This is a genomic window from Nitriliruptor alkaliphilus DSM 45188 (assembly GCF_000969705.1).
GTDB classification, from domain to species: domain Bacteria; phylum Actinomycetota; class Nitriliruptoria; order Nitriliruptorales; family Nitriliruptoraceae; genus Nitriliruptor; species Nitriliruptor alkaliphilus.
In genome coordinates, this window is sequence record NZ_KQ033901.1 from 3043194 (window position 1) to 3065818 (window position 22625).

The window sequence follows — 22625 nt, forward strand, 5'->3', positions numbered from 1 at the left end:
AGGAGACGCCCCGCGCCGGCCGTACTGGGCGCCGATCGTCGGGTCATCCCGACGGTCCGCACCCGCTCCACGAGGTCAGGCGATCTCCTGGTCGGCGATGGCCCGCGCCCGATCGTCGGCCGATGGCCCTGGCACCAGAGGCTGGAACAGCCGGCCGCGCTCGGCGAACACGACCAGCCCCAGCGCCAGGGCCCCGTAGCCGAGGAAGCCGATCGACAGCGGCAGGATCGAGCCGTCGAAGCTGCGGTCCAGCAGCGCACCGAGGATGGCGCCGACCGCGATCTGGGTCGCACCGATGACCGCGGCCGCGGTGCCGGCGATGGCGCCCATCGGGGCCATCGCGATGGTGTTCAGGTTCGGGAGCAGCAGCGCGTGCGAGGTCAGCATCGCGGCGATCCCGACCAGGAACACCCACAGCGGCGGCCGACCGTCGGTCAGGACCGCCATGATCAGGAAGGCGCCGGCCACGGCGAGGTAGCCGATCAGCACCCCGTGTGCGAGGCGGCGGGTGCCGACGCGCTCGACGATGCGACCGTTGAGGAGCATGGCCACGCCCATCACCGCAGCGAGGCCGCCGAAGAGGAGCGCGAAACGGTCGCCCTCGTCGAAGACCTGGCTGAAGATGGGCTCGCTGCTGGCCAGGTAGGACGCCAACACCCCGTACAGGGAGGTCAGCGCCAGCGTGTAGCCGGCGGTCTGGCGGTTGGAGACCACGAGGCGGGCTGCCGCGGAGATCCGCGTCCAGGTCATGGGCAGCTGGTGCTCGGGGGCGAGCGTCTCGGGGATGCGACGCGACCACAGCGCGGCGATCACCACGGCGCCGCCACACGCGGCGGCCAGGAAGCGCCAGGAGACGACGTTGACCGCCGCCGCACCGATGCTGGGGGCGATCACGGGGACCAGGATGAAGACGGCCATGATGAACGACATGGCCTTGGCCATCTGATCGCCCTCGTAGCGGTCCCGCACCATGGCCAGCGTCACGACCCGCGGCCCAGCCGCGCCGAGCCCCCACACGAAGCGGCTGAGCAGCAGCACGCCGAGGCTCGGGCCGAGCGCGGTGGCGAGCGCCGCGACGCCGTAGATGCCGTACCCGATGGCGAGGGCGCGCTTGCGGCCGTAGCGGTCCGCGATGGGGCCGTAGAACAGCTGCCCCACGGCGAGCCCGAGGAAGTAGGCCGTGATCAGCCCGGTGACGGCCTGCGCGTCGACGGCCAGGCCGAGATCGAGGCGGATGGCGTCGTAGGCCGGCAGCAGCAGGTCGATGCCGAGCGCGGCCAAGGCCATCGACAGGGCGAGGAAGCTGATGAACTCGCGGCGGCTGAGCGTGCGCGGCGCTGCGTTCGGTGAAGGAGCGGCCGCGGGAGCGGTGGTGTCGGATCGGGGTGGCACAGGGGTCCTGTTCGGGAGCGCGGGAGGACCGCGGCGCCGCGGCGGAACGCGGCGAGGTATCTCGATGTCGAGACACCGTACGGGGTCGGACGCGGAACGGCACCCCGGGACGGCGAAGGCTCCTGCCGTACCCGGTACCCGCACACGCCACGACCCGGATGCCGGGCAGGGCGATCCGGGTCGTGACGCGACTGGGGTCAGACGGTGCGACCTGTGGACGACGGGGCCGGCGTGCTGTCGGAGGTCACCTGGTCCCTGATGTCCTCGGCGGCGTCCTGCGCCTCGTCACGGACGTCGACGACCGCGCGCTGGGCCTCGCTCGCGACGTCCTCGGCGGCGTGCTGGGCCTCGTCGGCCACGCTCCGGCCGCTGGCCATGGCCTGGTCCTTGACGTCCTGGGCGCGCTGGGCGACCTCGTCCGCGACGGTACGGGCCCGCTCGGTCGCCTCGTGGGTCGCGGCCTGCATCCGCTGCTGGGCCTGACCGACGATCTCCTCGCGGCGCTGCTCGCCGCGGTCGGGGTCGGCGAGGTAGGCGGCCGCCGCGCCGGCACCCATGCCGATGGCGATCCAGAACAGACGGCGGGGCCACGTCGTGCCGTTCCCGCGCGTGAGGTCGTCGATGCGTTCCTCGGTCTCGCGCGTGAGCTCGGCGAGCGAGTCGAGTTGCGCCGCGAGGTGCTTCTCGATGCGGTCGAGCTTGTGATCCATCTTGGACAGGTCACGCAGGACCGAGCCGCCGTCGGAACCCACCGCCTCGGCGGTGCGGTCGCGGACGCGGTCGACCTGCTCGGTGAGGAGGTCGGGGAGGCGATCGAGCTGCACGGTGGTGCCTTCGGTCGGGGTCGCGGGTCGGGGGGAACTGCGTCGCCGGTCGGACGCGGTCGCCACGGGTGGCGACCTCCTCTCCACCCTGCCCCCTCACACACGCCCCCGTCAGCTGTCCGAGGGGCCGTCCGACGGGGGGACGCGAGGAGTTCGACCGTTCGGACGGGGCCGGACGGCCGCTCGGGTCGAGCTCACCTCTCGCCGGAGGACGGCCCGTCAGGCGCGGCGCTCCCCGCCGGCGCGATCGATACGGCTGGCGATGGCGCGGTACAGCGGCGGCGCGACGTGCCGGAAGGCCACGAACGAGCGGTACCAGCCGGGGACGGTGCGCTCGGCGACACCGGTCCGCAGGACCTCGGCGATGCGGTCCGCGACGTCCTCGGGCTCGCCCACCAGCCGACCCAGCGGACCACCGGTCAGGTCGGTCTGCGGGAAGCCCTCCGTGACGATGAAGCCCGGGTTCAGCTGGCACACCGTGATGCCGCGTGACGCCCACGACAGGCTGAGGGCCTCGGACAGACCGACGACGCCGAACTTGCTCGCGGCGTACCCCGCAGGCCCGATGCCGAGCTTGCCGGCGACCGACGCGACGTTGACGACGCGGGACGGCGCCGACGCCTCGAGCAGGTCGGAGAACGCGGCGAGGCAGCGGAACGTCCCGAGCAGGTTCACATCCAGGGTGCGGAGGGTGTCGTCGAGGTCTTCGCGACCCGTGAACGCGCCGCCGCCGATACCGGCGTTGTTGATCAGCGCGTGACACGCGCCGAACTCGTCCCGGACCCGCGCTGCCAGCGCATCCACGGCCTCCGTGTCCGTGACGTCCGCAGCGTGGGGCACGACGCGACCGCGCGCACCCTCGAGGTCGGAGGCCAGCGCCTCCAGGCGGTCCACCCGCCGGGCCACGGCGACCACCGTCAGTCCCGCCCCGGCCAGCCGGCGTGTCGTCGCCTCGCCGATGCCGCTCGAGGCACCGGTGACCACCGCGATCTTGCCGTCAGGACCCCAGGTCAACGTCGCGCTCCTCATCGTGGCGTCGGCAGGGACAGCCTCGCAGGCGACCGGTGGGCACCCCAAGTCCAGGGGATCCCTCGAGGACGAGGACGGGGTCGCTCCCGGCTGATCCCCCGGGTCGGAGGTGGCGTTGCGGGGACGGGAGCCAGCCCGTACCTTCATCTGACACGTCAGATAGTTCGGCGTGCCAACGAAGGGGTCCCGGTGGGCATCACGCGTCTCAACCACGCCGTCCTGTACGTGCGCGACGCGGACCGGCACGCCGCGTTCTACGGCGACGTGCTCGGCTTCAGCGAGGTCACGCGTCTGGCGATGGGTGCGGGCCGCACCGGCGTGTTCATGCGGGCGCCCGGATCGACCAACGACCACGACGTTGCGTTCTTCGGGCTCGGTGACACGCTCGGCGACTCGACCGCCGGGCGGGCCACGGTCGGCCTCTACCACCTCGCCTGGGAGGTCCCGACGCTCGGTGACCTCGCCGAGCACGCCCGCCGCCTGTCCGAGGCGGGTGCTCTCGCCGGTGCCAGCGACCACGGCACGACCAAGGCGCTGTACGCCCGAGATCCCGACGGCCTGGAGTTCGAGGTCAGCTGGCTGGTCCCGGTCGAGCTGCTCGGCGACGACGAGGCCCTCCCGACCATCGCGCCACTCGACCTCGACGCGGAGATCGCGCGCTACGGCGCCGACACCCGAGGCCAGCGCACCGTCCCCGCCTGAGCGGCGCGAGGGGGCGGGCCGTGTGTCGCGCCTCGTCAGTGGTCTCGATCGACCAGCGTCAGGTGTTCCATCGCGACCCTCTACGGGTTCACGAGGACCACCGAGCCGAGGATGAGACCGGTCACGACGAGCATCCAGCTGGCGAGCGTGCCGACTCGGTGCATCAACTCGAGCCGTCGTTGGCCCGAGCGGTGGAGCGCCGCCCGCTCCTCGCCCGATGTAACGGACCAGAGCCGTCGTCCGTGCACCCGTAGTTCGAACTGCTCGCGCAGTCTGAAGACGCGAGACTCGGTGACGAGCATCAGCGCCATGCCGCAGAGGCCGGCGACGAGGACGGCCCCCGGGGGGAGGCGGGGCACATCCCCGGCGAGCAGGTTGACCATCATCCCGACCAGACCGATGGCGAACAGGAGACGAGCGGCCACGTCGATCAGGAGGGCGTGGCCGAGGCGCCGCAGCGGAGCGCCGCCTCCTCGGACACCCGTACCCGTGCTCATCTCGCCTCGTTCCACCGGTGAAGGCGCATCATGCCAGCGTCCGCTCCGCTGGGGCGGCGCTGTGACGGAAACTGGGCCCCAGCCCAGGAAGTGACCGCTCGCCGGTCCGTTCTCCTCCCCGAGACGTCAGAACCTGGGCTCCAGCCCAGTTTCCGGGCCCCCGGGCCGGCCGCGGAGCACTGCGCAGTGATGCCCGGCCCGTCCGTCGCCCGCGGGCGGGCTCACCCGGCGGTGAGGCGCTCGAGGAAGTCCGCGGCGATCGGCGCTGCGACCCGGCCACCGAAAGCGTTTGGGGTCTCTGCGACGAGCACCGCGAAGGCCACGTCGCCCTGCCAGCCGACGAACCAGGCGTGCGTGCGGGGCGGTGACTGATCGCCGTACTCGGCCGTGCCCGTCTTGCCGTGCACCGGGCCGCCGGGCACGTCGGCGACCGCGCTCCCGCTGCCGTCGGTGACCACCAGCCGCATGAGGTCGGGCAGCGCCTCGGCGACGGGGTCCGGCAGGGCCGCTGGTGCGGGGTCCTCGCGGTCGGGGTCGAGCACCAACGAGGGGGTCAGGGCGGCGCCGCGGGCGGCTGCAGCCGTGACGTCGGCCATCGCGAACGGGCTGACCAGGATGCGGCCCTGGCCGATGGCGGATGCCGCGAGCTCGGTGACCGACTCGGTCACGGGCACGTCGCCGGTGAACACGTCGACGCCGAGCGCCGGGTCGTGACCCAGGCCGAAGGTGGTGGCCGCCACGCGCAGCGCCTCGGGGTCGAGGTCGCTGGTCAGCCCGACGAACGCGGTGTTGCACGAGTTGGCGAAGGCGGTGCGGAACGGGACCTCACCGAGGGCCTGGTCCTCGGCGTTGGTGAACGGCCGACCATCGGCCACGATCCGGTCCGGGCAGTCGACGGTGTCGCCCGGGGCCAGCCCCGCCGCGATGAGGGCGGCGGTGGTCACCACCTTGAAGGTCGACCCGGGGGCGTACCGCCCCGTCAGCGCGAGGTCGAGGCCGCCGGACGCGGGGCCGTTGGCCACGGCGAGGACGTGCCCGTCGCTCACCCGGATCGCGACCAGCACCGTCGGGAACTCGTCCTGGTCGGCCAGCGCCTCGTCGGCGGCGCGCTGCGTCGCCTCGTCGAGCGTCACGGTGACCGGCGTTCCCGCCTCGGCCTCGGCGGTGAACAGCGTGACGGGTTCGGCCGCGTCGCCGTCGGCGTCCTCCGGCGGGACCGTGACCACCTCGAGGCCCGGCCGTCCCGCGAGCTGGTCATCGTAGGCGCGCTGCAACCCGGACAGACCGGCGACGTCGCCCGCCTGGTAGCGCTCGGGCTGCTCCTCGACGAGCTCGGCGGTGACCGGCCCGGCCTGGCCGAGGGTGGCGCGGGCGAAGTCGCGGGTCGGTGCCAGGACCCGCTCGGTGCGCTGGAACACCGTGCCGGGGATGGGCTGCAGTTCGTCGCGGACCTCGTCGTAGTCGGGCTCGCGCAGCGTGACGACCGTGACGAAGTGGTCCGGGTCGGCGGCCTCGATGCGGTCCTCGAGCCCGTCGAGGTCGAGGTCGAGCACGTCGCGGACCGCGGCCACGGTGTCGTCGAGGTTCTCGATGCGTGAGGGCTGGATGCCGACCTCGATGACCTCACGGGCCGTGACGAGCGGGGTGCCGTCCACCGACACGACGTCGGCCCGTTCGGCGGTCGTCCGGCGCACGCGCAGCACCGCACCCTCGGCGAGTTCGGGGTGGGCGACCTGCGCCGACCAGGCCACGGTCCAGCCCTCGTCGTCGCGGGTCATCGGGGCCGTGGTGTCGTAGCTCCAGGTGCGCTCGCCGGGCAGCGTCCAGGTCACCTGGAGCTCGGCGATCGCCGTCGCATCGTCCTCGGGGTCGGGCGTCACGGCGGTCAACGAGACGGCGGCTGGTGCCTCACCCATGCCCTGGGTGATCTCCTCCCAGCTCGCGCTGACCGCCGTAGCCGATGGAGCGACCGGGCCGGCGCCGGGATCACCGTCGTCCCAGGCGGCTGCGAACGCAGCGGCGGCCTCGTCCGGCGCCGGCGGCTGCGCCAGGTACCACCAGGCACCGGCGGCGAGCCCGACTGCGAGCAGCAGCACGGACACCAGCCGGCGGGTGCGACCTCGGCGGCGGGCGAGGTCCCCGGTCAGGTCGAGCGCGGACACGCAGGGCTCCGTCGGGAGGGGCGGCGGATGGTGGTCGACGACCGGCGGCGAGGCAAGGAGGATGCGCGGACGTGGCTCGGGTCGTCAGTCCCTGGCCGCCTCGTCCCGCAAGGCCGTCAGCTCGCGCTGGAGGATGGCACGGCGGCGCTCGAGCGTGGCGCGCCCGCCACCCGAGTGCGGTGGCACCTCCGTCAGGTACCGCTCGACGTCGGCCAGCTCGGCCGCGACCACCGTCAGCGTCCGCCGAGGGGGCTCGGCGGGAGCGCCGGTGGTCCCGCCGGGTGCGTCGTCGCTCACGCCGCCGACACCACCTCGAAGCGCAGCCCCTGGGCGATCAGCCGCTGGCGGTAGCCCGACCCGAGCCCCTGCGCCGGGGTCACCGCGCCGACGTGGCTGGTGGCGCCGTCCTGGGCCAGGGCGAGGACGGCCTCACCGAGCATCTTGGCGGTCTCGTCGTAGCCCGGGTCCCCGCCGGAGACCCGCGTGATGACCTGCTGGCCCCCACCCAGGCCGTGGAAGGTGACCGCGAAGCTGCTGCGGGCCCGCCGCTCGTCCGATGGTCCCTCGCCGGACGAGGGCAACACCTTCTGGAGCAGCGCGCGGGTCGGCGGCAGGGCGGCGAGCGCCCCGAACGCCGCGGCGCCGGCGACGCTGCCGGCCACGACGGGCAGGGTGCGGACGCGGGCGAAGTGGCCGTAGCGGAACTTCGACCCGTACCCGTCGAGCGCCGCCGCGGACCGCAGGACGATGGCCGGATCGATGGTCGGCAGCGGCACCCCGTAGCCGTCGATCCCCACGGCTGGGTCGATCCGGTGGATGCGCAGGGGCAGGCTGCGGACCTCACGCGCCGTCTCGCCCGCGACACGGTTGGAGGGCAGCTTCCGCGAGGCGATGGCCCCGAGCGCCGAGATCGCCGTTCCCCCGCTGAACCGGGCATCCGCCTCGACGTACGCGCGGACCGTGAGCGGTGCGTCGGCCGGCAGCTGTTCGACGGTCCACGCGACGCCGAGGTCGTGCGGCACCGAGTCGAACCCGCAGCATGACACGAGCCGGATCTTGGCCTCACGCGCCGGGTCGTCGAAGCGGTCGCGCACCTCGGCGACGAAGGCGGGTTCACCCGTGATGTCGGCGTACTCGGTCCCCGCGCGGACGCAGGCCTCGACGACGGGCAGGCCGTGCTCAGCGAAGGGCCCGACGGTGGTCGCCAGGGCCTTCGTCCGTCCCGCCAGCTGCGTCAGGCCGTCCAGGTCCCCGACGTCGACGACCTCGATGGCGGGCCCGTCGCCCGGCAGTTCCTCGGCGAGCGCGGCGAGCCTGTCGCGGTTGCGGCCGGCGATGGCCCAACGCGTCGTGGTGCCCGACAGACGGCGGGCGAGGTGCTCGGCGGTGAGCCGGCCGGTGAAGCCGGTCGCTCCGAGCAGGACGACGTCGTAGGCGCGATCGGACACGGGGACCTCCGGGAGCGGTTGCGGTGGCACGCCGACCGTATGGCGTCACGACGCGGCGCCCCGCACCCGTCACCGTCCTCCGGCCGCCCGCCGTCCGTCGCGGGAGCGGTTCTGCGTCACAGCCACTTGCCGGGGTTGAGCAGATCGTGCGGGTCGAGGGCCCGCTTGATCGACCGCTGCACGGCGAGGTTGCCGCTGCCGACCTCGCGCTCCAGGAACGGTTGCTTGACCACCCCGATGCCGTGTTCGCCGGTGATCGTGCCGCCGAGGTCGAGGGCCGCCACGAGGATGTCGTCGAAGGCCGCCCGGCCGCGGACGGCGGCGTCCTCGTCCCCGCGGGGCAGCACGATGGTGGGGTGCATGTTGCCGTCGCCCGCGTGACCGAACGTGCCGATGGTGACGTCGCGGTGCGCAGCGATCTGCTCGGTTCGGGCGACCAGGTGCGGGATGCGCGAGCGGGGGACCGCGACGTCGTCGAGCAGCGTGTCGCCGAGACGCTCCAGGGCGGGGATCGCCAGGCGGCGGGCCTCGAGCAGCATCTCGGACTCGATCGGATCGTCGGTCGCTGCGGCGTAGGTCGCCCCGGCCTTCTCGCAGATCTCGGCGGCGCGTGCGACCTCGGTGGCACGCAGGGGCTCGGGTGAGTCGGACTGCGCGAGCAGCATCGCGGCGGCATCGCGATCGAGACCCATGTTGCGCCAGTCGTCGACCGCCACGGTCGTGGTGCGGTCGACCAGTTCGAGCAGGGACAGCTGCAGGCCGCTGGCGACCAGGTCCGCGACGGCCACGCCAGCCGCGCCGAGGGTCGGGAAGACCGCGACCATCGTCGAGGCCCCGTCGGGCAGCGGGGTCAGCCGCACCCGGACCTTGGTGACGATGCCGAGGGTGCCCTCGCTGCCGATGAGCAGCTGGGTCAGGTCGAGGCCCGCCACGCCCTTGATGGTGCGCCGACCGGTCTCGATGACGGTGCCGTCGGCCATCACCACCTGGAGGCCGAGGACGTGGTCGCGGGTCACGCCGTACTTCACGCAGCACAGCCCGCCAGCGTTGGTCGCGACGTTGCCGCCGATGGAGCAGTAGGTCTTGCTCGCCGGGTCCGGTGGGTACCAGAGCCCGACGTCGGCCGTGGCCACGGAGACGTCGGCGTTGAGCACGCCGGGCTCGAGCACGGCCTGCTGATCGACCGCATCGACCTCCAGGACGCGGTCCATCCGTTCCAGGCACAGCACGAGGCAGCCGTCGATGGCCGACGACCCACCGCAGAGCGAGCTGCCTGCGCCCCGAGGGACGATCGGGACCCGGTGGGCGGCCGCGATCCGGACCGCCGTGGCGACCTGCTCGGTTGTCGTCGGGAACGCCGCGGCGACCGGGGTGCCTGGTGTCACCCACTCGGTGCGGTCGTAGCGGTAGGTCTCGAGGACGTCGGGGTCGGTCACCACCGCACCAGGCGGCAGCGCATCGCCGAGCTCCTCGACGAACCTCGACATCACCCGTCACCCCTCCAGCGGTCGACGCGCAGCGTAGGACCGATCGGCGTGCGGGTGCGCACCACCCGGCTGGCTCGGCGCCCCGCGGTGGGTGGCCTGCGGGTAGCGTGGTCCGATGGTTCGGCGACTCGTGTGAGGTGACACCAGATGACCAGCGCGCCCTCGACCGCGATGCCCACCGCGGCGCCGGCACCGGCCTTCGGGACCGTCCTGGCGCCCACGATGGCGACCGTCAACGCGGTCGACGGCGTCTACGGGGACCTCGAGCTGGTACCGCTGGCCCCGATCGCGATGCACCCGGCCGCACACGCGCTCCACTACGGCAGCGCCTGTTTCGAGGGGCTCAAGGCCCACCGCGGGGCCGACGGGGTGGTCCGCCTCTTCCGGGTCGCGCAGCACGCGGCGCGGCTGGTGGACTCGGCGGACCGACTCTGCCTGCCGGTGCCCGACGCGCAACTGGTCGCCGACGCGATCGTGCGGACCACCGCCGCCAACCTCGAGCTGACCCCTGACGCTCCCGGGGCGCTGTACCTGCGTCCGGTGCTGCTCGGCACGCTCGAGAACATCGGTGCTGCGGCTGCGCCGTCGGACGACGCCCTGCTCTACGTCGTGGCATCGCCGGTGGGTGACTACTTCACCCGCGGCGATGCGGGCCTGCGCCTGTGGGTCGAGACCGACCTGCCCCGCACGACCCCGCAGTTCGGTCGCATCAAGACGGGCGCGAACTACGCGATGGCCCTCGGGCTCACCCGGCGCGTCAAGGCGTCCCACGGTGTCGACCAGGTGCTGTTCGCCCCGGACGGTGCGGTGCAGGAGACCGGCGCCTCCAACGTGCTGCTGCTGTCGGAGGACAAGGTGGTCACCCGGGCGCTGGACGACAGCTTCCTGCACGGGGTGACCCGCGACAGCGTGTTGACCATCGCCCGCGACCTCGGGATGGGGGTCGAGGAGCGCGATGTCTCGGTCGACGAACTCTACGCCTGGTGCCGAGACGGCGGCGAGGTCGCGCTGTCGGGCACGGCCGCCGTCCTCACCGGCGTCGGTGCGCTGGTCACGGAGGACGGCGAGGTCCCGGTCACCGACGGGCGTTCGGGCCCCGTCGCCGCCCGCCTCCGTGACGCCCTGCAGGCGATCCAGCGCGGCGAGGCTGCCGATCCCCACGGCTGGACCCGCGAGGTCACCGCCGCTGACGTCTGATCCGAGGTCGGCCGGGCGCGCCGTCACCGGCGTCTGATCACTCCGTGGCCGTGACGCCCCCCCCACGCAGGGCGTCGAGGTACAGGCGCTCCGTGGCTGGATCGGCATCCACCCCGAGTTCGTCGGCGAGCAGACGCCGCAGCTCGGTGTAGATCGCGACCGCTTCGCCGCGGTTCCCGAGCTCGAGCTGAGCGCGCATGAGGGAGCGGTAGCCGGATTCCCGGTAGGGCTCGGCACCGATCAACCGACGCGCCAGCGCGACGGCGAGCGCATACTGACCGTCGGCCAGGTAGCCGTCCACGAGCACGTCGAGCGCTCGGATCCAGGTCGCACGGACCTCGCTGCGCAGGTCGGCGACCCAGGGGAGGTCCAGGCCGGGCAGGACCTCACGTCCGGCGATGGCTGCGGCGACGGTCGCCTCCGACCAGGCGAGGGAGCGGTCGCCGCGCCGCCAGGCTCCCTCGGCGCGGTCGATCGCGTTGGCGGCTACCTCGATGTCGACCAGGCACGCCCCGAGGTCGGGCTGGTAGCAGCCCGCCTCGCTCACGATGCCAGCGGCGGCGTCGACCTCGGCCAGGAGGGTGCGCAGTCGGCTCACGATCGCCCGCAGCGAGGACTCCCAGCTCGGTGGGAGCTGGTCGCCCCACAGTCCCCGCGCGAGCTCGTCGACCGGGATGGGACGACGCCGGTGCAGCACGAGGTAGGTCAGGGTCAGGCGTGCCTGGGGCCCGCGGAGCGCGCTGTGGTCCACCCCGCGAGCGCCCTCGATGGCGACACGCCCCGTCAGGTAGAACCGCAGTGGACCAGGCGCCAAGGTCGCTCCAACCCGTCCCGGGAGGATGAGGCCAGTCTGGCAGGTCGGAGGACGCGCTGTGGACGGAGCCAAGGTGATCGAGTGCCCGTGTGGGTACACGCTGCGTGGCGAGGACGACCCGTCGGTCGTCGCCGCGGCGCAGGACCACGCCGAAGCGGTGCATGGTCAGGAGCTGTCCGAGGAGCAGGCGCTGGCGATGGCCCGCCCCGGTTGAGGGACCCCCTCGAGGAGGGATCGAGATGTTGGAGCTGCGCTGTGGTGACGTCGTCGCGGGCTGCGACGGTGTGGTGCGAGGTGAGACCCACGAGGAGGTGCTGGCGCGAGCCGCCGAGCACGCGGAGGAGGTCCACGGCCTGATCGATCTCGACGCACCGACGCAACGTGCGCTGGCGTCGGCCATCCACACCCCCTGACGGGGTGCTTCAGCCGGGCAGGACGCCGTCGGCCGTGGCGGCGTCGGTGGGGATGGCCCCGGCCGCCAGGAACCGTCCGAGGTCGTCGATGGCGTGGGTCGCGGCAGCCATCAGGGGCGTGAAGGCCTGGTGGACGTGGAACATGCCGGGCCACTCCTGGAGGTGGATGTCGCCGCCCACCTCGGTGACACGGTCGACGAAGGCGACGGCGTCGTCGTGGAGCGCCTCGGCGCCGCCGACCTGCACGAGGGTCGGCGGGAGGTCGGCCAGGTCGGCGAACCGCGGCGAGACCAGGGGATCGTCGGGCGCTCGCGCGCCGGCCAGGTACCCGGCGACGATGTCGAGGGTCCCCCGCCGCAGGACCGCATCACCGGAGGTGTCCCAGCTGCCGGGAGGCATCGTCATGTCGACCAGCGGCGAGATGGCGCCGAGCGCGTCCAGCGACCGGTCCCCCCGATCGCGCAGGGCGATCGCCAGGCCGATGGCGAGGTTGCCGCCGGCGGAGTCGCCGGCGACCGTCAGCCGCTCAGGGCGGCGGTCGCCCAGCGCCGCGTGCACCGCGAGGACGTCGTCGGCCGCGGCGGGGTAGGGGTGCTCGGGGGCGAGCCGGTAGTCGGGCACCACCACGGTCGCGCCCGTCGCGTGGGCGAGGGCGCCGGCGAGCGGCCGGTGGGAGCGCGGTGAGCCGACCACGAACCCGCCACCGTGGATGTAGAGCAGGAGGTGGTCGTCGCCCTGTGGTGCGCCGACCGGAGCCGTCCTCGCCGCCCCGCGGGGTCGCACGACCTCGCAGCGCACGCCGCCGATCGAGCCTCGTCGTACGTCGACCGGACGGCGTGGATCGATGGTCGCGCGGCCGAGGAGGTCCAGCCATCGCCGCCCGACCGGCAGGGGGAGGGACCCGTCGAGGGTGGGGCCGACCACGGCGCGGGCGAGCCCGGCCACCGCCGTCTCGCCGAGGGAACGCCGGACCCCGTCGGAGGTGTGCCTCACGTCGGCACCCCGGACCCTGCCGCCGGGGCGAGGTCGTTCCCGGTGGGCAGGTCACGGCGCCGGACCAGGAGGTGGTCCCGCGCGACGAACCGGCGCGTCCGCCAGCGGTACTCCAGGGTCGTGCCCGCCCAGTTGTTCACGATCCGGCCGTGCTCGTCGACGTACCAGCTGTCGCAGCCCCCGGCCCACACCGACCCCTGCAGGCGACGCTGCAGCGAGTCGTTGAACCGGCGGTGGACGTCCTCGCGGACCTCGATGCTGGCCAGGTCGTCCTCGGCCATCCGCGCCACCGCCTGTCCGATGTACCGCGCCTGGCACTCGAGCATGAAGATGATCGAGTTGTGCCCGAGGTTGGTGTTCGGGCCGTACATCAGGAACAGGTTCGGGAAGCCGGCCACGGTGATACCGAGATGTGCCTCGGCGCCGTCGCGCCACGCGTCGTTCAGGTCGGTGCCGCCGCGGCCGCGCAGCTCGATCGGCGCCAGGAACTCGGTCGTCTTGAACCCCGTACCCCACACGATCGTGTCACACGGCAGCCGGGTGCCGTCGTCGAGGACGACCGCGTCCGCCTCGACCCGGGTGACCCGGCCGTCGACCACGTCGACGTTCGGTCGAGCCAGGGCGGGGTACCAGTCGTTGGACTGCAGGATGCGCTTGCAGCCGATCGGGTGGTCCGGGGTGAGGCGCTCGCGGAGCTCGGGGTCGTGGACGGAGCTCTCCATGTGGCGCCGGGCGATGGCGGTCGCGGCGCGGCCCGCCAGGGCGTTGCCGCTGAACGCCGGCCAGCGGCTCTCGTATCGCAGGTACTGGAACGCGCGGTAGGCCCGCGCGTAGCCCGGCACCCTGGCGAAGGTCGCCCGTTGCCTGGCCGAGTAGGCGCGGTCGGCCTTCGGCACGACCCAGGGGGCCGAGCGCTGCACGACGGTCACCTGCTGAGCGGTCTCGGCGAGGTGCGGGACGAACTGGATGGCGCTGGCGCCGGTGCCGATGACCACCATGTCACGGCCCTCGAGGTCGGCCGCGTGGTCCCAGCGGGCGGAGTGGAAGTGGAGCCCGGTGAACCCGTCGATCCCCGGGAGGGCGGGGATGGCCGGCCGGTTCAGCTGACCCGTGCCGGCGACGAGCACGTCGAAGGTCACGATCTCGCCGGTGTCGAGGTGCACGTGCCACGTGGCGGCGGTATCGGACCAGACCGCCCGGACGACCTCCACGCCGAAGCGGATGTGGGGCAGCAGACCACGCTCGCGGGCCGCGTCCTGGAGGTAGGCGTGGATCTCGGCCTGCGGCGCGAAGCGGAGCGACCAGTCGGACTCGGGCTTCCACGAGAACGCGTAGAGGTGGCTCGGGACGTCGCAGGCAGCTCCGGGGTAGGTGTTGTCCCGCCACACGCCACCGATCTCGTCGGCTTTCTCGAGCATCGTGAAGCTGTGGATGCCGAGGGTCTGCAGCTCCGCAGCGATCGCCACGCCGGAGAACCCGGTCCCGATGACGCCCACCCTCGGCGTGCGGGTGCGGGCAGGTCCCTCCGCGTGCGGGCGTGCAGGAGCGTGCGTCGTCACGGTGGTCCTCTCCGATCGGCGTGTCCCGGCGGCACCGTACGGCGTGGCCGCGTGCGACACCCTGCCGGGGACGGACGAGCGGTCGTGCGCACCACGCCGGGTGCCGACCGCGAGGCACGCCGGCTGAGGACCGCACGGCCCGGGGCGGCGGATCGGGTGGGCTAGGTTCGCGCTCTCCGTGTCGTCCGGGAGCCGCCGTGAGGAACCCCACCTACTCGATCGTGATCGGCCTCGTGCTCACGATCTTCAAGCTGCTGCGCTGGGACGTCCGGGTGACGGGGGTCGAGCACGTCCCGGCCGAGGGTGGGGCGGTCGTGGCGACCAACCACGTCGGCTACCTCGATTTCGTGTTCTCGGGGTACGGCGTGCGCCAGCAGCGGGGCAAACGTCGGCTGCGCTTCGTGGCCAAGCGCGAGGTGTTCGACCACAAGGTGTCGGGCCCGCTGATGCGGGCGATGGGCCACATCCCGGTCGACCGTGGCGGCCAGACCGTGCGCGCGATGCGTGAGGTGGCTACGGCGCTCGACGGCGGCGAGATGGTCGGGATGTTCCCCGAGGGAACGATCAGTCGGTCGTTCGTGCCGCTCGCCGGACGGCCCGGCGCGGTCCGCATGGCCATGGGCGCCGGCGTGCCGTTGGTCCCGGGAGCCGTCTGGGGTACGCAGCGCATCTTCACCAAGGGCAGGAAGCCCCGGCCGGCCGTCGGCACCGTGGTCACGGTCGCCTTCGGGCCGCCGATCCCCTACGCGGCGGGTGACGACCCGGCCGAGGTCCACCTGCGCCTGATGGTCGCCATCGGTGAGCTGGTCACGCGCCTCCAGGAGGACTACCCGCAGACCCCGAAGTCCCCGGACGACGCGTGGTGGCAGCCGGCGCACCTCGGTGGCACGGCCCCGACGGTCGAGGAGGCCGAGCGTCGCGCCGCCGAGGACGCCGCCGAACGCCGCGCGCGGCGCGCCGCGGAGGGCTGAGCCTCCGGGTCACGCCGCGCGTGGTGGGTCCGTCGGGTCAGCGGGTCTGACGACGGCTGGCGCTGCGCGCGCCGCCCTTGGGGGCGCCGCTGCGCTGACCGCCGTTGCTCCGGCCACCACCGTTGCCGCCGCCTGCGCTGCCGCGACCGCCAGCGTTGCCGCCGTTGCCGCGGCCGCGTTGGCCGCCGCTCCCACGAGCTGCGCCGTTGCCGCGACCCGCGTTGCTGCGCTGGCCGCCACCCTTGCCCTTGATGCCGCCGGTGCGGTGCGGCCGCACGTGGGGGAGGGTCGGCGTCGGGAAGTCGTCGGTGGTGAGCAGGTCGACGTCGACGTGGTGCAGGCCCCGCGGGAGGTCCAGCGCGATCTGCATCTTGTCGACGTCGGTCGACTCCTCGTCGCCGACGAAGGAGACGACCACACCCTCGGCACCTGCGCGGCCGGTACGACCGGAGCGGTGCACGTAGTCCTTGTGGTCGGCCGGCAGGTCGTAGTGCACGACCACCGCGACGTCGTCGACGTGGATGCCGCGCGCGGCGACGTCGGTGGCCACCAGCGTGGTGACCGACCCGTCGGTGAAGTTCTTGAGGGCCTTTTCCCGCTGGCGCTGCGTGCGGTCGCCGTGGATGGCGGCGGTCGCGATGCCGTCCTGCGCGAGCTGACGCGCCAGGCGGTCGGCACCTCGCTTGGTGCGGGTGAAGACGATCGCCGGGGTCATCTCACGCAGGACCTTGGCGGTCACGGCGCGTCGCATCGGACGCTCGGCCGGCCAGAAGACGTGGCGGACGTCGCCACGCGCCTCGGCGGGCTGGGCGACCTCGTGGCGGACCGGGTCCCGCTGGTAGCGGCGCACCAGCTCATCGACATCGCCGTCGAGGGTGGCCGAGAACAGCAGGGTCTGGCGGTCCGTTCGGCACGCGTCGAGGAGCCGCTTGACCTCGGGCAGGAAGCCCATGTCGGCCATGCGGTCGGCCTCGTCGAGCACGACGAGCTCGACGTCGGACAGCTTCACGTCGCCGCGTCGGACGAGATCGGCGAGCCGGCCGGGACAGGCGACCATGATGTCCACGCCCTGGCGGAGGCGCTTGACGTCCTTGCGGATGTCGGTGCCGCCGTAGATCGTGGCGATGGTGCGTCCGCGGACGGCAGCCAACGGGGCGAGCACGGTCTTGACCTGCGCGGCGAGCTCGCGCGTCGGCACGAGCAGCAGCGCGCGCGGACGACCGGGCGCACCCTTGCCGACGCGGGCGGCGACGGGGATGGAGAAGGCCAGGGTCTTGCCGGACCCGGTCGGCGCCTTGCCGGACAGGTCACGGCCAGCGAGGCCGGCTTCGACCGTCAGCTCCTGGATGGGGAAGGGGGCGGTGATGCCGAGCTCGACGAGCTTGCGGGCGATCTCGGCGGGGACGCCGAGGTCGGCGAAGGACCGGGGGCTCGTGGTACCGGCGGTACCAGGGCGGTCCTGGGTGGTGGAGTGGGGCACGGATGGTCCGTCGTTCGGTGCGCCGGGCTTGGGGGCGCGGTGGCGCCACCGGCCGGGAGCGGCCGGGGCGAGCAGCGATCGTGCGCGCACACGGCGGTGGCCGCCGGGGGCACGGGAGGATCGGTGCGTGGTGGACACGCAGCCGGGAGACGGTCACGGCGATGAGGACGCCGCAGGACCGGTTCCGCGTCGAAGGCCGGTCCCCGGTGGAGCTACGAGCTGGGGGCAGCGGGAGCGACGCGCGTGTCGTCGTCAGGTTCGCGACGTGGCCCACAACGTATCACCTCGCTCGGCCCGGGCGCGTGAGGGTCCCGTGAAGGCGGTCGCGCGACACGTGGTTGGCTACGCGCCATGGCTGACCTGGTGCACCTCGACGACCCGGGCGATCCCGCGCTCGGGGACTACGCCGCGCTCAGCGACCCGGCGTTGCGCAAACGCTACGAGCACCAGCGCGGCGTGTTCATCGCCGAGGGGCCGAACCCGGTCCGTGAGCTGGTCGCGTCGCCGTACGAGGTGCGCTCGCTGCTGCTGGCCGAGGAGCGGGTCCCCGAGGTCAGCGACGTCCTGGCGCAGGTCGATGCCCCGGCCTACGTGGTCCCGCGGGCCGTGCTGTACGAGCTGGTCCGCTTCCCGCTGCACCAGGGGGTCCTCGGATGCGGTGACCGGCCCGAACCGCTGGCCGTCGCCGACGTGGTCGACGGAGCCCGGCGGCTGCTCGTCCTCGAGGGCCTGAACGACCACGAGAACCTCGGCACGCTGTTCCGGTCGGCGCGGGGCCTCGGGTGCGACGGGGTCCTGCTCGGGCCCGGGTGTGCCGACCCGCTGTACCGCCGCAGCGTCCGGGTCTCGATGGGCCACGTCCTACGGCTGCCGTTCGCCCGGACCCCCGCCGGCACGCCCGAGCTGCTCGAGCTCCTGCACGCCCGCGGGGTCAGCACGGTCGCGTTGACTCCCGATCCGTCGGCCGACGAACTGCGCGACGTCGCGGCCGAGCTGGCTGCCCGGCCGGTGGCCCTCGTCCTCGGTGCGGAGGGGCCGGGCCTGACCGAGGCGGCCATCACCGGTGCCCACGTGCGTGCGCGCATCCCGATGCACGACGGCGTCGACTCGCTCAACGTCGCCGCCGCTGGCGCGATCGCGCTGCACGCCCTCGCCCCGCGGTGACCCCCGGCGGACCCGACTCCGTGGGTCCCGCCGCGGGCGCCGCGCCGCTCACGGCTCGCGGTGATCGGTATCAGCCGGCCTGTCGCCACCTCGCCACGCCGGCCCCGAGCAGCACGAGGCTGAGCAGGACCCAGAAGGGGATGTCGACGGCGGGTGTGCCGCCCTCGTGGCGGTCGACGATGTGGGAGAGGGTGTGCGCCACGGCGCCGATGCCGACCCCGCAGAGCGCGACCGCGAGGGCTTCCACGGCCGGTCGGGCCGCGGCCAGCAGCAGCACGGCACCCAGGCCGAGCATGAACGCCCCGACATCGCGGATGAAGTGAGCGTTGTAGGGCTCGAACATCGCGGCGGCCTCGAAGAAGGCCGCCGGCGCGACCATCGCCCACAGCCCCGACCCGAGGAGGAACGCGCCACCGACGGCCGCCACCAGCCTCGGCACCCACGCCCAGTCGCGCTTCGTCGACGGTTCCGAAGCTTCCGTGGTCATCGTGGGCTCCCCTCGGACGACGCCGAGAGCGAGCGCGGATGCCACGGGCATCGGACCCGCTCCCCTGGAGCCCGACCTGTCGGGCCTCAGCCGTCCAGCGTGGTCGTACGGGCGTCAGCCGAGGTGCGCGAGGTCGAGGGGGTCGGTGACCTCCTGTTGGTGTCCACTGTCGGTCACCCGGAGGCACAGCGACCGGTCGCGGAGGTCCACGCGGAGTTCGGCGACATCGTCCCCGGCGGTCCACCGCATCGCCAGCTGGTGGTCCGGCGCCCCGAGCAGCTCCCACCCGCCACGGAACGCGGGGTGGGTCCGCCGCAGCCGCAGCAGCGCGATCAGCCGCTGCGTGAATGGGCGGTCGAGCGCGGTGGCGACCTCGTCGGGGGTGTACCGGTGGCGGTTGATGTCACGGCCGACCCCGGTGCGCTCGAGGAGGTCCACGTCGTTGCCTCCCCCGAGGAGCCCCACGTAGTAGATCTGCGGCACGCCGGGGAGGAACACCTGGAGCGCGCGGGCGAGCAGGTGGCCGGCCTCGTCGCCGCACGCGTCCGCGAACGTGCAGTTGACCTGGTAGAGGTCGAGGTTCGAGGCGGCGACACCCGTCGCGAGGCGCGAGGTGTCACCGCTCGCGGCGTGGATGCCCTCGACCAACGCGTCGATGGCGGCGCCGTCGAGCAGCCCGAGGTGCTCGACCGTGCCGCCACCGGGGGTCGAGGTGTCCGGCCCGACGTCGATGACGCCGATGCCGTCGTGGGTGTCGAGGACCGTGACGGCGTTGGTCGGCCGCACCTCGCACCAGTGCCGCAGGGCCGACGCGTCACCGGCGTAGAGCGCGTGCAGCACCAGCGGCGGCAGGGCGAAGTCGTACACCCAGTCGACCTCGGTGGCGATCTCGACCTGGCGCCGCCAGTAGCTGTGCACCTCGACCAGGACCTCGATGCCCCGGGCGTGCGCCCGCCCCGTCAGGTAGCGGATGAAGTCGAACGTCTCCGGGGTCATGAACGAGGACGTGCCCGGGGTCTTGACCGCGTACCCCACGGCGTCGAGGCGGACCATCCGGATGCCGTGGGCGGCGAAGCGGTCGAGGATGCCGTCGAGGTAGGCGACGCTGCCGGGGTGGTGGACGTCGAGGTCGATCTGCTGGGGCGTGAAGGTGGTCCAGTACAGCCGCCGGGTCCGGTCGGCGTGCTGCACGGCGGTCAGCGGCAGGCCCGGTCGGGGGCGGTAGATCGCGAGGAGGTCGGCCTCGCGGGCACCGCCCGGGAACACCGCGTCCAGGGTGAGGAACATGCCGGCGTGCGGCGACGACGCACCGCGGGCGATCACGTCGCGGAAGGCGGGGGAGTCGGCCGACACGTGGTTGACGATGAGGTCGGCCATCACCGGCAGGACGCGGCCGAGCGCCTCGACGTCGGACCAGTCGCCGAGGCGGGGATCGACCTCGGTGTGGTCGACGGGGTCGAACCCGGCGTCCGCGCCGTCGATCGGGGTGAAGAACGGCAGGACGTGGACGGCGTCGAACACGCCGTCCAACGGTCCGGTGAGCAGCGCCGTCAACCCGCGCAGGTCACCGGCGAGCCGGTCGGCGTAGGTGATGAGCTGGACGTGGTCACGCAACGCGGATACCTCGACGTTGGGCTGGGGTCCCGGGGAGCGTAGGCAGCCACGCAACGTGAACGACCACTAACATCTTGCCGACGGTCCGACGGTCCGACGGCGAGAGGGAGCCAGGATGCAGCTGCGCGGTGCGGTGGTCGTGATCACGGGAGCAGGCAGCGGCATCGGGGCCGCGATGGCGCGGCGCTTCGCCGTCGAGGGGGCGGCGGCGCTGCTGCTGGCCGATCTCGATCTGCCGTCGGTGCAGCGGCTGGCCGCCGAGCTCGGAGACGACGGATGCCGCACCCTCGCGCTGCAGGTCGACGTCGCCGTCCGCGAGCAGGTCGAGGCGATGATCGACCGCGCCGAGGCCGAACTCGGACCCGTCGACCTGCTCTGCTCGAACGCCGGCATCGGCATCGGCGCCGGCCTCGACGCGACCGACGAGCAGTGGGAGCGGGCGTGGCAGGTCAACGTCCTGTCGCAGCTGCACGGGGCGCGTGCGGTCGTCCCGCGGATGGTGGCGCGCGGCTCGGGCTACCTGCTGCACACCGCGTCGGCGGCCGGGCTGCTGACGACCCCCGGTGACGCGCCGTACACGGCCACCAAGCACGCGGCCGTGGGGTTCGCCGAGTGGCTCGCGGTCACCTACGGCGGGCGCGGGATCGGGGTCAGCACGCTGTGCCCGCAGGCGGTCAACACCCCGCTCCTGCAGGACGCCGCCGAGTCCGGCAACGCCTCGGCCCTGGCGGTCCGGGCGGCGTCGGCGGTGCTCGAGCCCGAGGACGTCGCCGACGCGGTCGTCGCCGGGCTGGCCGAGGAGCGCTTCCTGATCCTGCCGCACCCCGAGGTGGCCGACCACGTGGCGTTCAAGGCCGCCGATCGCGATCGCTGGATCGGTGCGCTCCGACGGGCATTGGCCGGCAGCGGGACGCTGGGCTGACGAGGGTGGCCAGCTCGGTCAGGCCTCGGTCGTCGGGCCGCCGGGCTGGCGGGGTACCGCACGCTGCAGGCGGCTCGGGTGCCCGCGGCGCACGAACGCCCGCATCATCGGCAGCTCCTCGAGCCAGCCGTCGGGCGCCCGGTCGCCGCCCTCGATGGCCCGGTGCAGGGCGTGACGTTGCTGCCCGAGCCACGCGGCCGCCGCGACGCGTTGGTCCTGGGTGAGCTGATCGGTGGTGATCAGCAGGCTCTGGTCGCCGGTGCGCAGGTAGCGTTCCCAGCTGGTGCGCAGCACCCAGTGCTCGGGGTCGTCGAGCAGCCAGCGCAGCCGCTGTCTCGCCTCCTCGTCGAGGTGTGGCGGGACCGCGCGGCGGTAGCCACGACCGGTCGCGCTGATGGGGGTCCCGATCCGTGGGGTGCCCGTGGGTGCCGTTGGGCGGTCGGGGTCAGGCATCGAGGTCACCGTGCTCCCAGCTCGTGCGGATCTCGTCCATGGCCTCCTCGAACGTACGCGAGGGTCGCACGTCGAGGGTCTGGAGCAGCTGCGTCGTCGCGTAGCTCCCGCGCCACGCCATCGCGTCCTCGGGCGTCGGTACCTGCGGTCCACCGACGATCGCTCGGACCGCATCCCGGTAGGTGGCGAAGGGCACGTGCCCGCCGACCACGTTGGTGATCAGGCCGCGCACGACCTCGGGGTCGGCGTCCAACGCGGCCAGGACCGCGTCGACCAGGTCCTCGACGTGGACCCAGCCGAAGGTGCTGTCCTCGGCGATGGGGAGCGCCTCGCCGTCGCGGATGCGTCGGGGGACCCGCGTTCCCCAGGTCGAGGTCGGCCCGGCGCCGAGCACCGCCGGTGGGCGGAGGACGGCGCCGACGAGCCCGCTCTGGACCGCGCGCACGACCTCCCCCTCGGCCAGCGCCTTCGTCGTGGCGTAGGCGTTGCCGGAGCTGCTGACCAGCGGCGTGTCGTCGCGGGCCACGAGGGGAGCCAGTTCGTCCACGACGGTGTCACCGACCGCGGCGAGGTCGTAGACCGACGTGGTCGAGATGTGGATCAGGCGCAGGTCCGACAGCAACGCGGCGCCGGTCACTCCGCGCGTGCCGTGGACGTTGACCTCGTCCGCCGTGGCGTGGTCGGGGCCTGCCGTGGCGGCGGCGTGCACGATCGCCCGCGCCTGGCCGGCCACGGCCTGGATGCCCTCGAGGTCCTGCAGCGCCACGGTGCGCTGGGCGATGCCGAGATCGGCCAGCGCGTCGGACGGCGACCGGACCAGGGCCACCACGTCGACGCCGCGTTCGGCCAGGCGTCGGGCGATCCGTCCTCCCACGAACCCCGTCGCGCCAGTGACCAGGACCTCGCTCACACCCACCTCCGACGACCGGCCGCCGGCCGGAACGGCCGCTGCGACGACAGCCGGACCGTAGCCGTCGTGCGACCGCCCCTGCGGCGACGCCTCGGCCGTCCGTTCGG

The 22625-nt window shown here is 73.5% G+C and carries 23 protein-coding genes; 7 read left to right on the forward strand and 16 right to left on the reverse strand.

Translation table 11 applies throughout. The annotated features are described in order from the left end of the window. Nucleotides 1–75 precede the first annotated feature (75 nt). From NITAL_RS14220 to NITAL_RS14230, 3 genes are all read right to left on the reverse strand, one after another. Nucleotides 76–1392: a multidrug effflux MFS transporter gene (locus NITAL_RS14220; RefSeq protein WP_052666907.1), complete on the reverse strand. Its 1317-nt coding sequence runs from the start codon at nucleotides 1390–1392 to the stop codon at nucleotides 76–78. 197 nt (nucleotides 1393–1589) lie between these two features. Next, a complete protein-coding gene (locus tag NITAL_RS14225; protein ID WP_211262414.1) occupies nucleotides 1590–2216 on the reverse strand; it encodes a YtxH domain-containing protein in 627 nt (208 codons plus the stop codon). Between the two features lie 219 nt (nucleotides 2217–2435). Then, nucleotides 2436–3230: an SDR family NAD(P)-dependent oxidoreductase gene (locus NITAL_RS14230; RefSeq protein WP_052666909.1), complete on the reverse strand. Its 795-nt coding sequence runs from the start codon at nucleotides 3228–3230 to the stop codon at nucleotides 2436–2438. A gap of 204 nt (nucleotides 3231–3434) precedes the next feature. Between NITAL_RS14230 and NITAL_RS14235 the strand changes: the two genes are divergently transcribed. Continuing rightward, a complete protein-coding gene (locus tag NITAL_RS14235; RefSeq protein ID WP_052666910.1) occupies nucleotides 3435–3947 on the forward strand; it encodes a VOC family protein in 513 nt (170 codons plus the stop codon). A gap of 80 nt (nucleotides 3948–4027) precedes the next feature. Here NITAL_RS14235 and NITAL_RS14240 read toward each other — a convergent pair whose 3' ends face one another. The 5 genes from NITAL_RS14240 to NITAL_RS14260 form a co-directional block, all read right to left on the reverse strand. After that, complete coding sequence (locus NITAL_RS14240) at nucleotides 4028–4444, reverse strand: hypothetical protein (protein WP_052666911.1); 417 nt, start codon at nucleotides 4442–4444, stop codon at nucleotides 4028–4030. 221 nt (nucleotides 4445–4665) lie between these two features. Next, a complete protein-coding gene (locus NITAL_RS14245; protein WP_052666912.1) occupies nucleotides 4666–6606 on the reverse strand; it encodes a penicillin-binding transpeptidase domain-containing protein in 1941 nt (646 codons plus the stop codon). Nucleotides 6607–6690: 84 nt separating this feature from the next. Further along, a complete protein-coding gene (locus NITAL_RS14250; protein ID WP_052666913.1) occupies nucleotides 6691–6903 on the reverse strand; it encodes a hypothetical protein in 213 nt (70 codons plus the stop codon). After that, nucleotides 6900–8054: a saccharopine dehydrogenase family protein gene (locus NITAL_RS14255; protein WP_052666914.1), complete on the reverse strand. Its 1155-nt coding sequence runs from the start codon at nucleotides 8052–8054 to the stop codon at nucleotides 6900–6902. Before NITAL_RS14255 ends, NITAL_RS14250 begins: the two co-directional genes overlap by 4 nt. Nucleotides 8055–8170: 116 nt before the next feature. Next, nucleotides 8171–9541, reverse strand: coding sequence for an FAD-binding oxidoreductase (locus NITAL_RS14260; RefSeq protein WP_052669691.1), 1371 nt, complete (start codon nucleotides 9539–9541; stop codon nucleotides 8171–8173). Between the two features lie 147 nt (nucleotides 9542–9688). On the opposite strand from NITAL_RS14260, the gene ilvE reads away from it, so the two are divergent. Further along, the gene (gene ilvE, locus NITAL_RS14265) at nucleotides 9689–10738 is read left to right on the forward strand and encodes a branched-chain-amino-acid transaminase (protein WP_157041839.1); all 1050 of its coding nucleotides are present in this window, start codon (nucleotides 9689–9691) and stop codon (nucleotides 10736–10738) included. A gap of 37 nt (nucleotides 10739–10775) precedes the next feature. On the opposite strand, the gene NITAL_RS14270 is transcribed toward ilvE, so the two are convergent. Next, the gene (locus NITAL_RS14270) at nucleotides 10776–11552 is read right to left on the reverse strand and encodes an AfsR/SARP family transcriptional regulator (protein ID WP_052666915.1); all 777 of its coding nucleotides are present in this window, start codon (nucleotides 11550–11552) and stop codon (nucleotides 10776–10778) included. Between the two features lie 58 nt (nucleotides 11553–11610). On the opposite strand from NITAL_RS14270, the gene NITAL_RS26520 reads away from it, so the two are divergent. Continuing rightward, on the forward strand, nucleotides 11611–11766 hold the full coding sequence (locus NITAL_RS26520; protein ID WP_169786840.1) for a DUF1059 domain-containing protein: 156 nt from the start codon (nucleotides 11611–11613) through the stop codon (nucleotides 11764–11766). Nucleotides 11767–11791: 25 nt separating this feature from the next. Then, a complete protein-coding gene (locus tag NITAL_RS26525; RefSeq protein WP_157041840.1) occupies nucleotides 11792–11965 on the forward strand; it encodes a DUF1059 domain-containing protein in 174 nt (57 codons plus the stop codon). 9 nt (nucleotides 11966–11974) lie between these two features. Here NITAL_RS26525 and NITAL_RS14275 read toward each other — a convergent pair whose 3' ends face one another. Both NITAL_RS14275 and NITAL_RS14280 read right to left on the reverse strand, forming a co-directional pair. Beyond that, the gene (locus tag NITAL_RS14275; RefSeq protein ID WP_052666916.1) at nucleotides 11975–12958 is read right to left on the reverse strand and encodes an alpha/beta hydrolase; all 984 of its coding nucleotides are present in this window, start codon (nucleotides 12956–12958) and stop codon (nucleotides 11975–11977) included. After that, nucleotides 12955–14517 carry a flavin-containing monooxygenase gene (locus NITAL_RS14280; RefSeq protein ID WP_083441583.1) on the reverse strand — a complete coding sequence of 521 codons (1563 nt, stop codon included), beginning with the start codon at nucleotides 14515–14517 and terminating at the stop codon, nucleotides 12955–12957. The genes NITAL_RS14275 and NITAL_RS14280 overlap by 4 nt, the downstream gene beginning before the upstream one ends. Before the next feature lie 197 nt (nucleotides 14518–14714). Here NITAL_RS14280 and NITAL_RS14285 point away from each other — a divergent pair, with 197 nt between their 5' ends. Next, a complete protein-coding gene (locus tag NITAL_RS14285) occupies nucleotides 14715–15488 on the forward strand; it encodes a lysophospholipid acyltransferase family protein (protein WP_052666918.1) in 774 nt (257 codons plus the stop codon). A 37-nt stretch (nucleotides 15489–15525) separates the two neighbouring features. Here NITAL_RS14285 and NITAL_RS14290 read toward each other — a convergent pair whose 3' ends face one another. Further along, nucleotides 15526–16968 (reverse strand): DEAD/DEAH box helicase, encoded by a 1443-nt coding sequence (locus NITAL_RS14290; protein ID WP_083441584.1) that lies wholly within the window; start codon nucleotides 16966–16968, stop codon nucleotides 15526–15528. A 351-nt stretch (nucleotides 16969–17319) separates the two neighbouring features. Between NITAL_RS14290 and NITAL_RS14295 the strand changes: the two genes are divergently transcribed. Then, complete coding sequence (locus NITAL_RS14295; protein ID WP_052666919.1) at nucleotides 17320–18132, forward strand: TrmH family RNA methyltransferase; 813 nt, start codon at nucleotides 17320–17322, stop codon at nucleotides 18130–18132. Nucleotides 18133–18202: 70 nt separating this feature from the next. On the opposite strand, the gene NITAL_RS14300 is transcribed toward NITAL_RS14295, so the two are convergent. Beyond that, nucleotides 18203–18619: a hypothetical protein gene (locus NITAL_RS14300; RefSeq protein ID WP_157041842.1), complete on the reverse strand. Its 417-nt coding sequence runs from the start codon at nucleotides 18617–18619 to the stop codon at nucleotides 18203–18205. Nucleotides 18620–18733: 114 nt separating this feature from the next. Next, nucleotides 18734–20233 (reverse strand): sucrose phosphorylase, encoded by a 1500-nt coding sequence (gene gtfA, locus NITAL_RS14305; RefSeq protein WP_052666921.1) that lies wholly within the window; start codon nucleotides 20231–20233, stop codon nucleotides 18734–18736. Between the two features lie 115 nt (nucleotides 20234–20348). Between gtfA and NITAL_RS14310 the strand changes: the two genes are divergently transcribed. After that, nucleotides 20349–21155 (forward strand): SDR family oxidoreductase, encoded by an 807-nt coding sequence (locus NITAL_RS14310; RefSeq protein ID WP_052666922.1) that lies wholly within the window; start codon nucleotides 20349–20351, stop codon nucleotides 21153–21155. Between the two features lie 18 nt (nucleotides 21156–21173). On the opposite strand, the gene NITAL_RS14315 is transcribed toward NITAL_RS14310, so the two are convergent. Beyond that, nucleotides 21174–21608 (reverse strand): hypothetical protein, encoded by a 435-nt coding sequence (locus tag NITAL_RS14315; RefSeq protein ID WP_157041843.1) that lies wholly within the window; start codon nucleotides 21606–21608, stop codon nucleotides 21174–21176. Next, a complete protein-coding gene (locus tag NITAL_RS14320; protein ID WP_169786841.1) occupies nucleotides 21601–22518 on the reverse strand; it encodes an NAD-dependent epimerase/dehydratase family protein in 918 nt (305 codons plus the stop codon). The genes NITAL_RS14315 and NITAL_RS14320 overlap by 8 nt, the downstream gene beginning before the upstream one ends. Nucleotides 22519–22625 lie beyond the last annotated feature (107 nt).

Coding starts and splice junctions, on each gene's coding strand:
- NITAL_RS14310 (WP_052666922.1), top strand. CDS start 20,349: ATGCAGCTGCGCGGTGCGGTGGTCGTGATCACGGGAGCAGGCAGCGGC.
- NITAL_RS14260 (WP_052669691.1), bottom strand. CDS start 9,541: ATGTCGAGGTTCGTCGAGGAGCTCGGCGATGCGCTGCCGCCTGGTGCG.
- ilvE (WP_157041839.1), top strand. CDS start 9,689: ATGACCAGCGCGCCCTCGACCGCGATGCCCACCGCGGCGCCGGCACCG.
- NITAL_RS14315 (WP_157041843.1), bottom strand. CDS start 21,608: ATGCCTGACCCCGACCGCCCAACGGCACCCACGGGCACCCCACGGATC.
- NITAL_RS14295 (WP_052666919.1), top strand. CDS start 17,320: ATGGCTGACCTGGTGCACCTCGACGACCCGGGCGATCCCGCGCTCGGG.
- NITAL_RS14300 (WP_157041842.1), bottom strand. CDS start 18,619: ATGACCACGGAAGCTTCGGAACCGTCGACGAAGCGCGACTGGGCGTGG.
- NITAL_RS26525 (WP_157041840.1), top strand. CDS start 11,792: ATGTTGGAGCTGCGCTGTGGTGACGTCGTCGCGGGCTGCGACGGTGTG.
- NITAL_RS14240 (WP_052666911.1), bottom strand. CDS start 4,444: ATGAGCACGGGTACGGGTGTCCGAGGAGGCGGCGCTCCGCTGCGGCGC.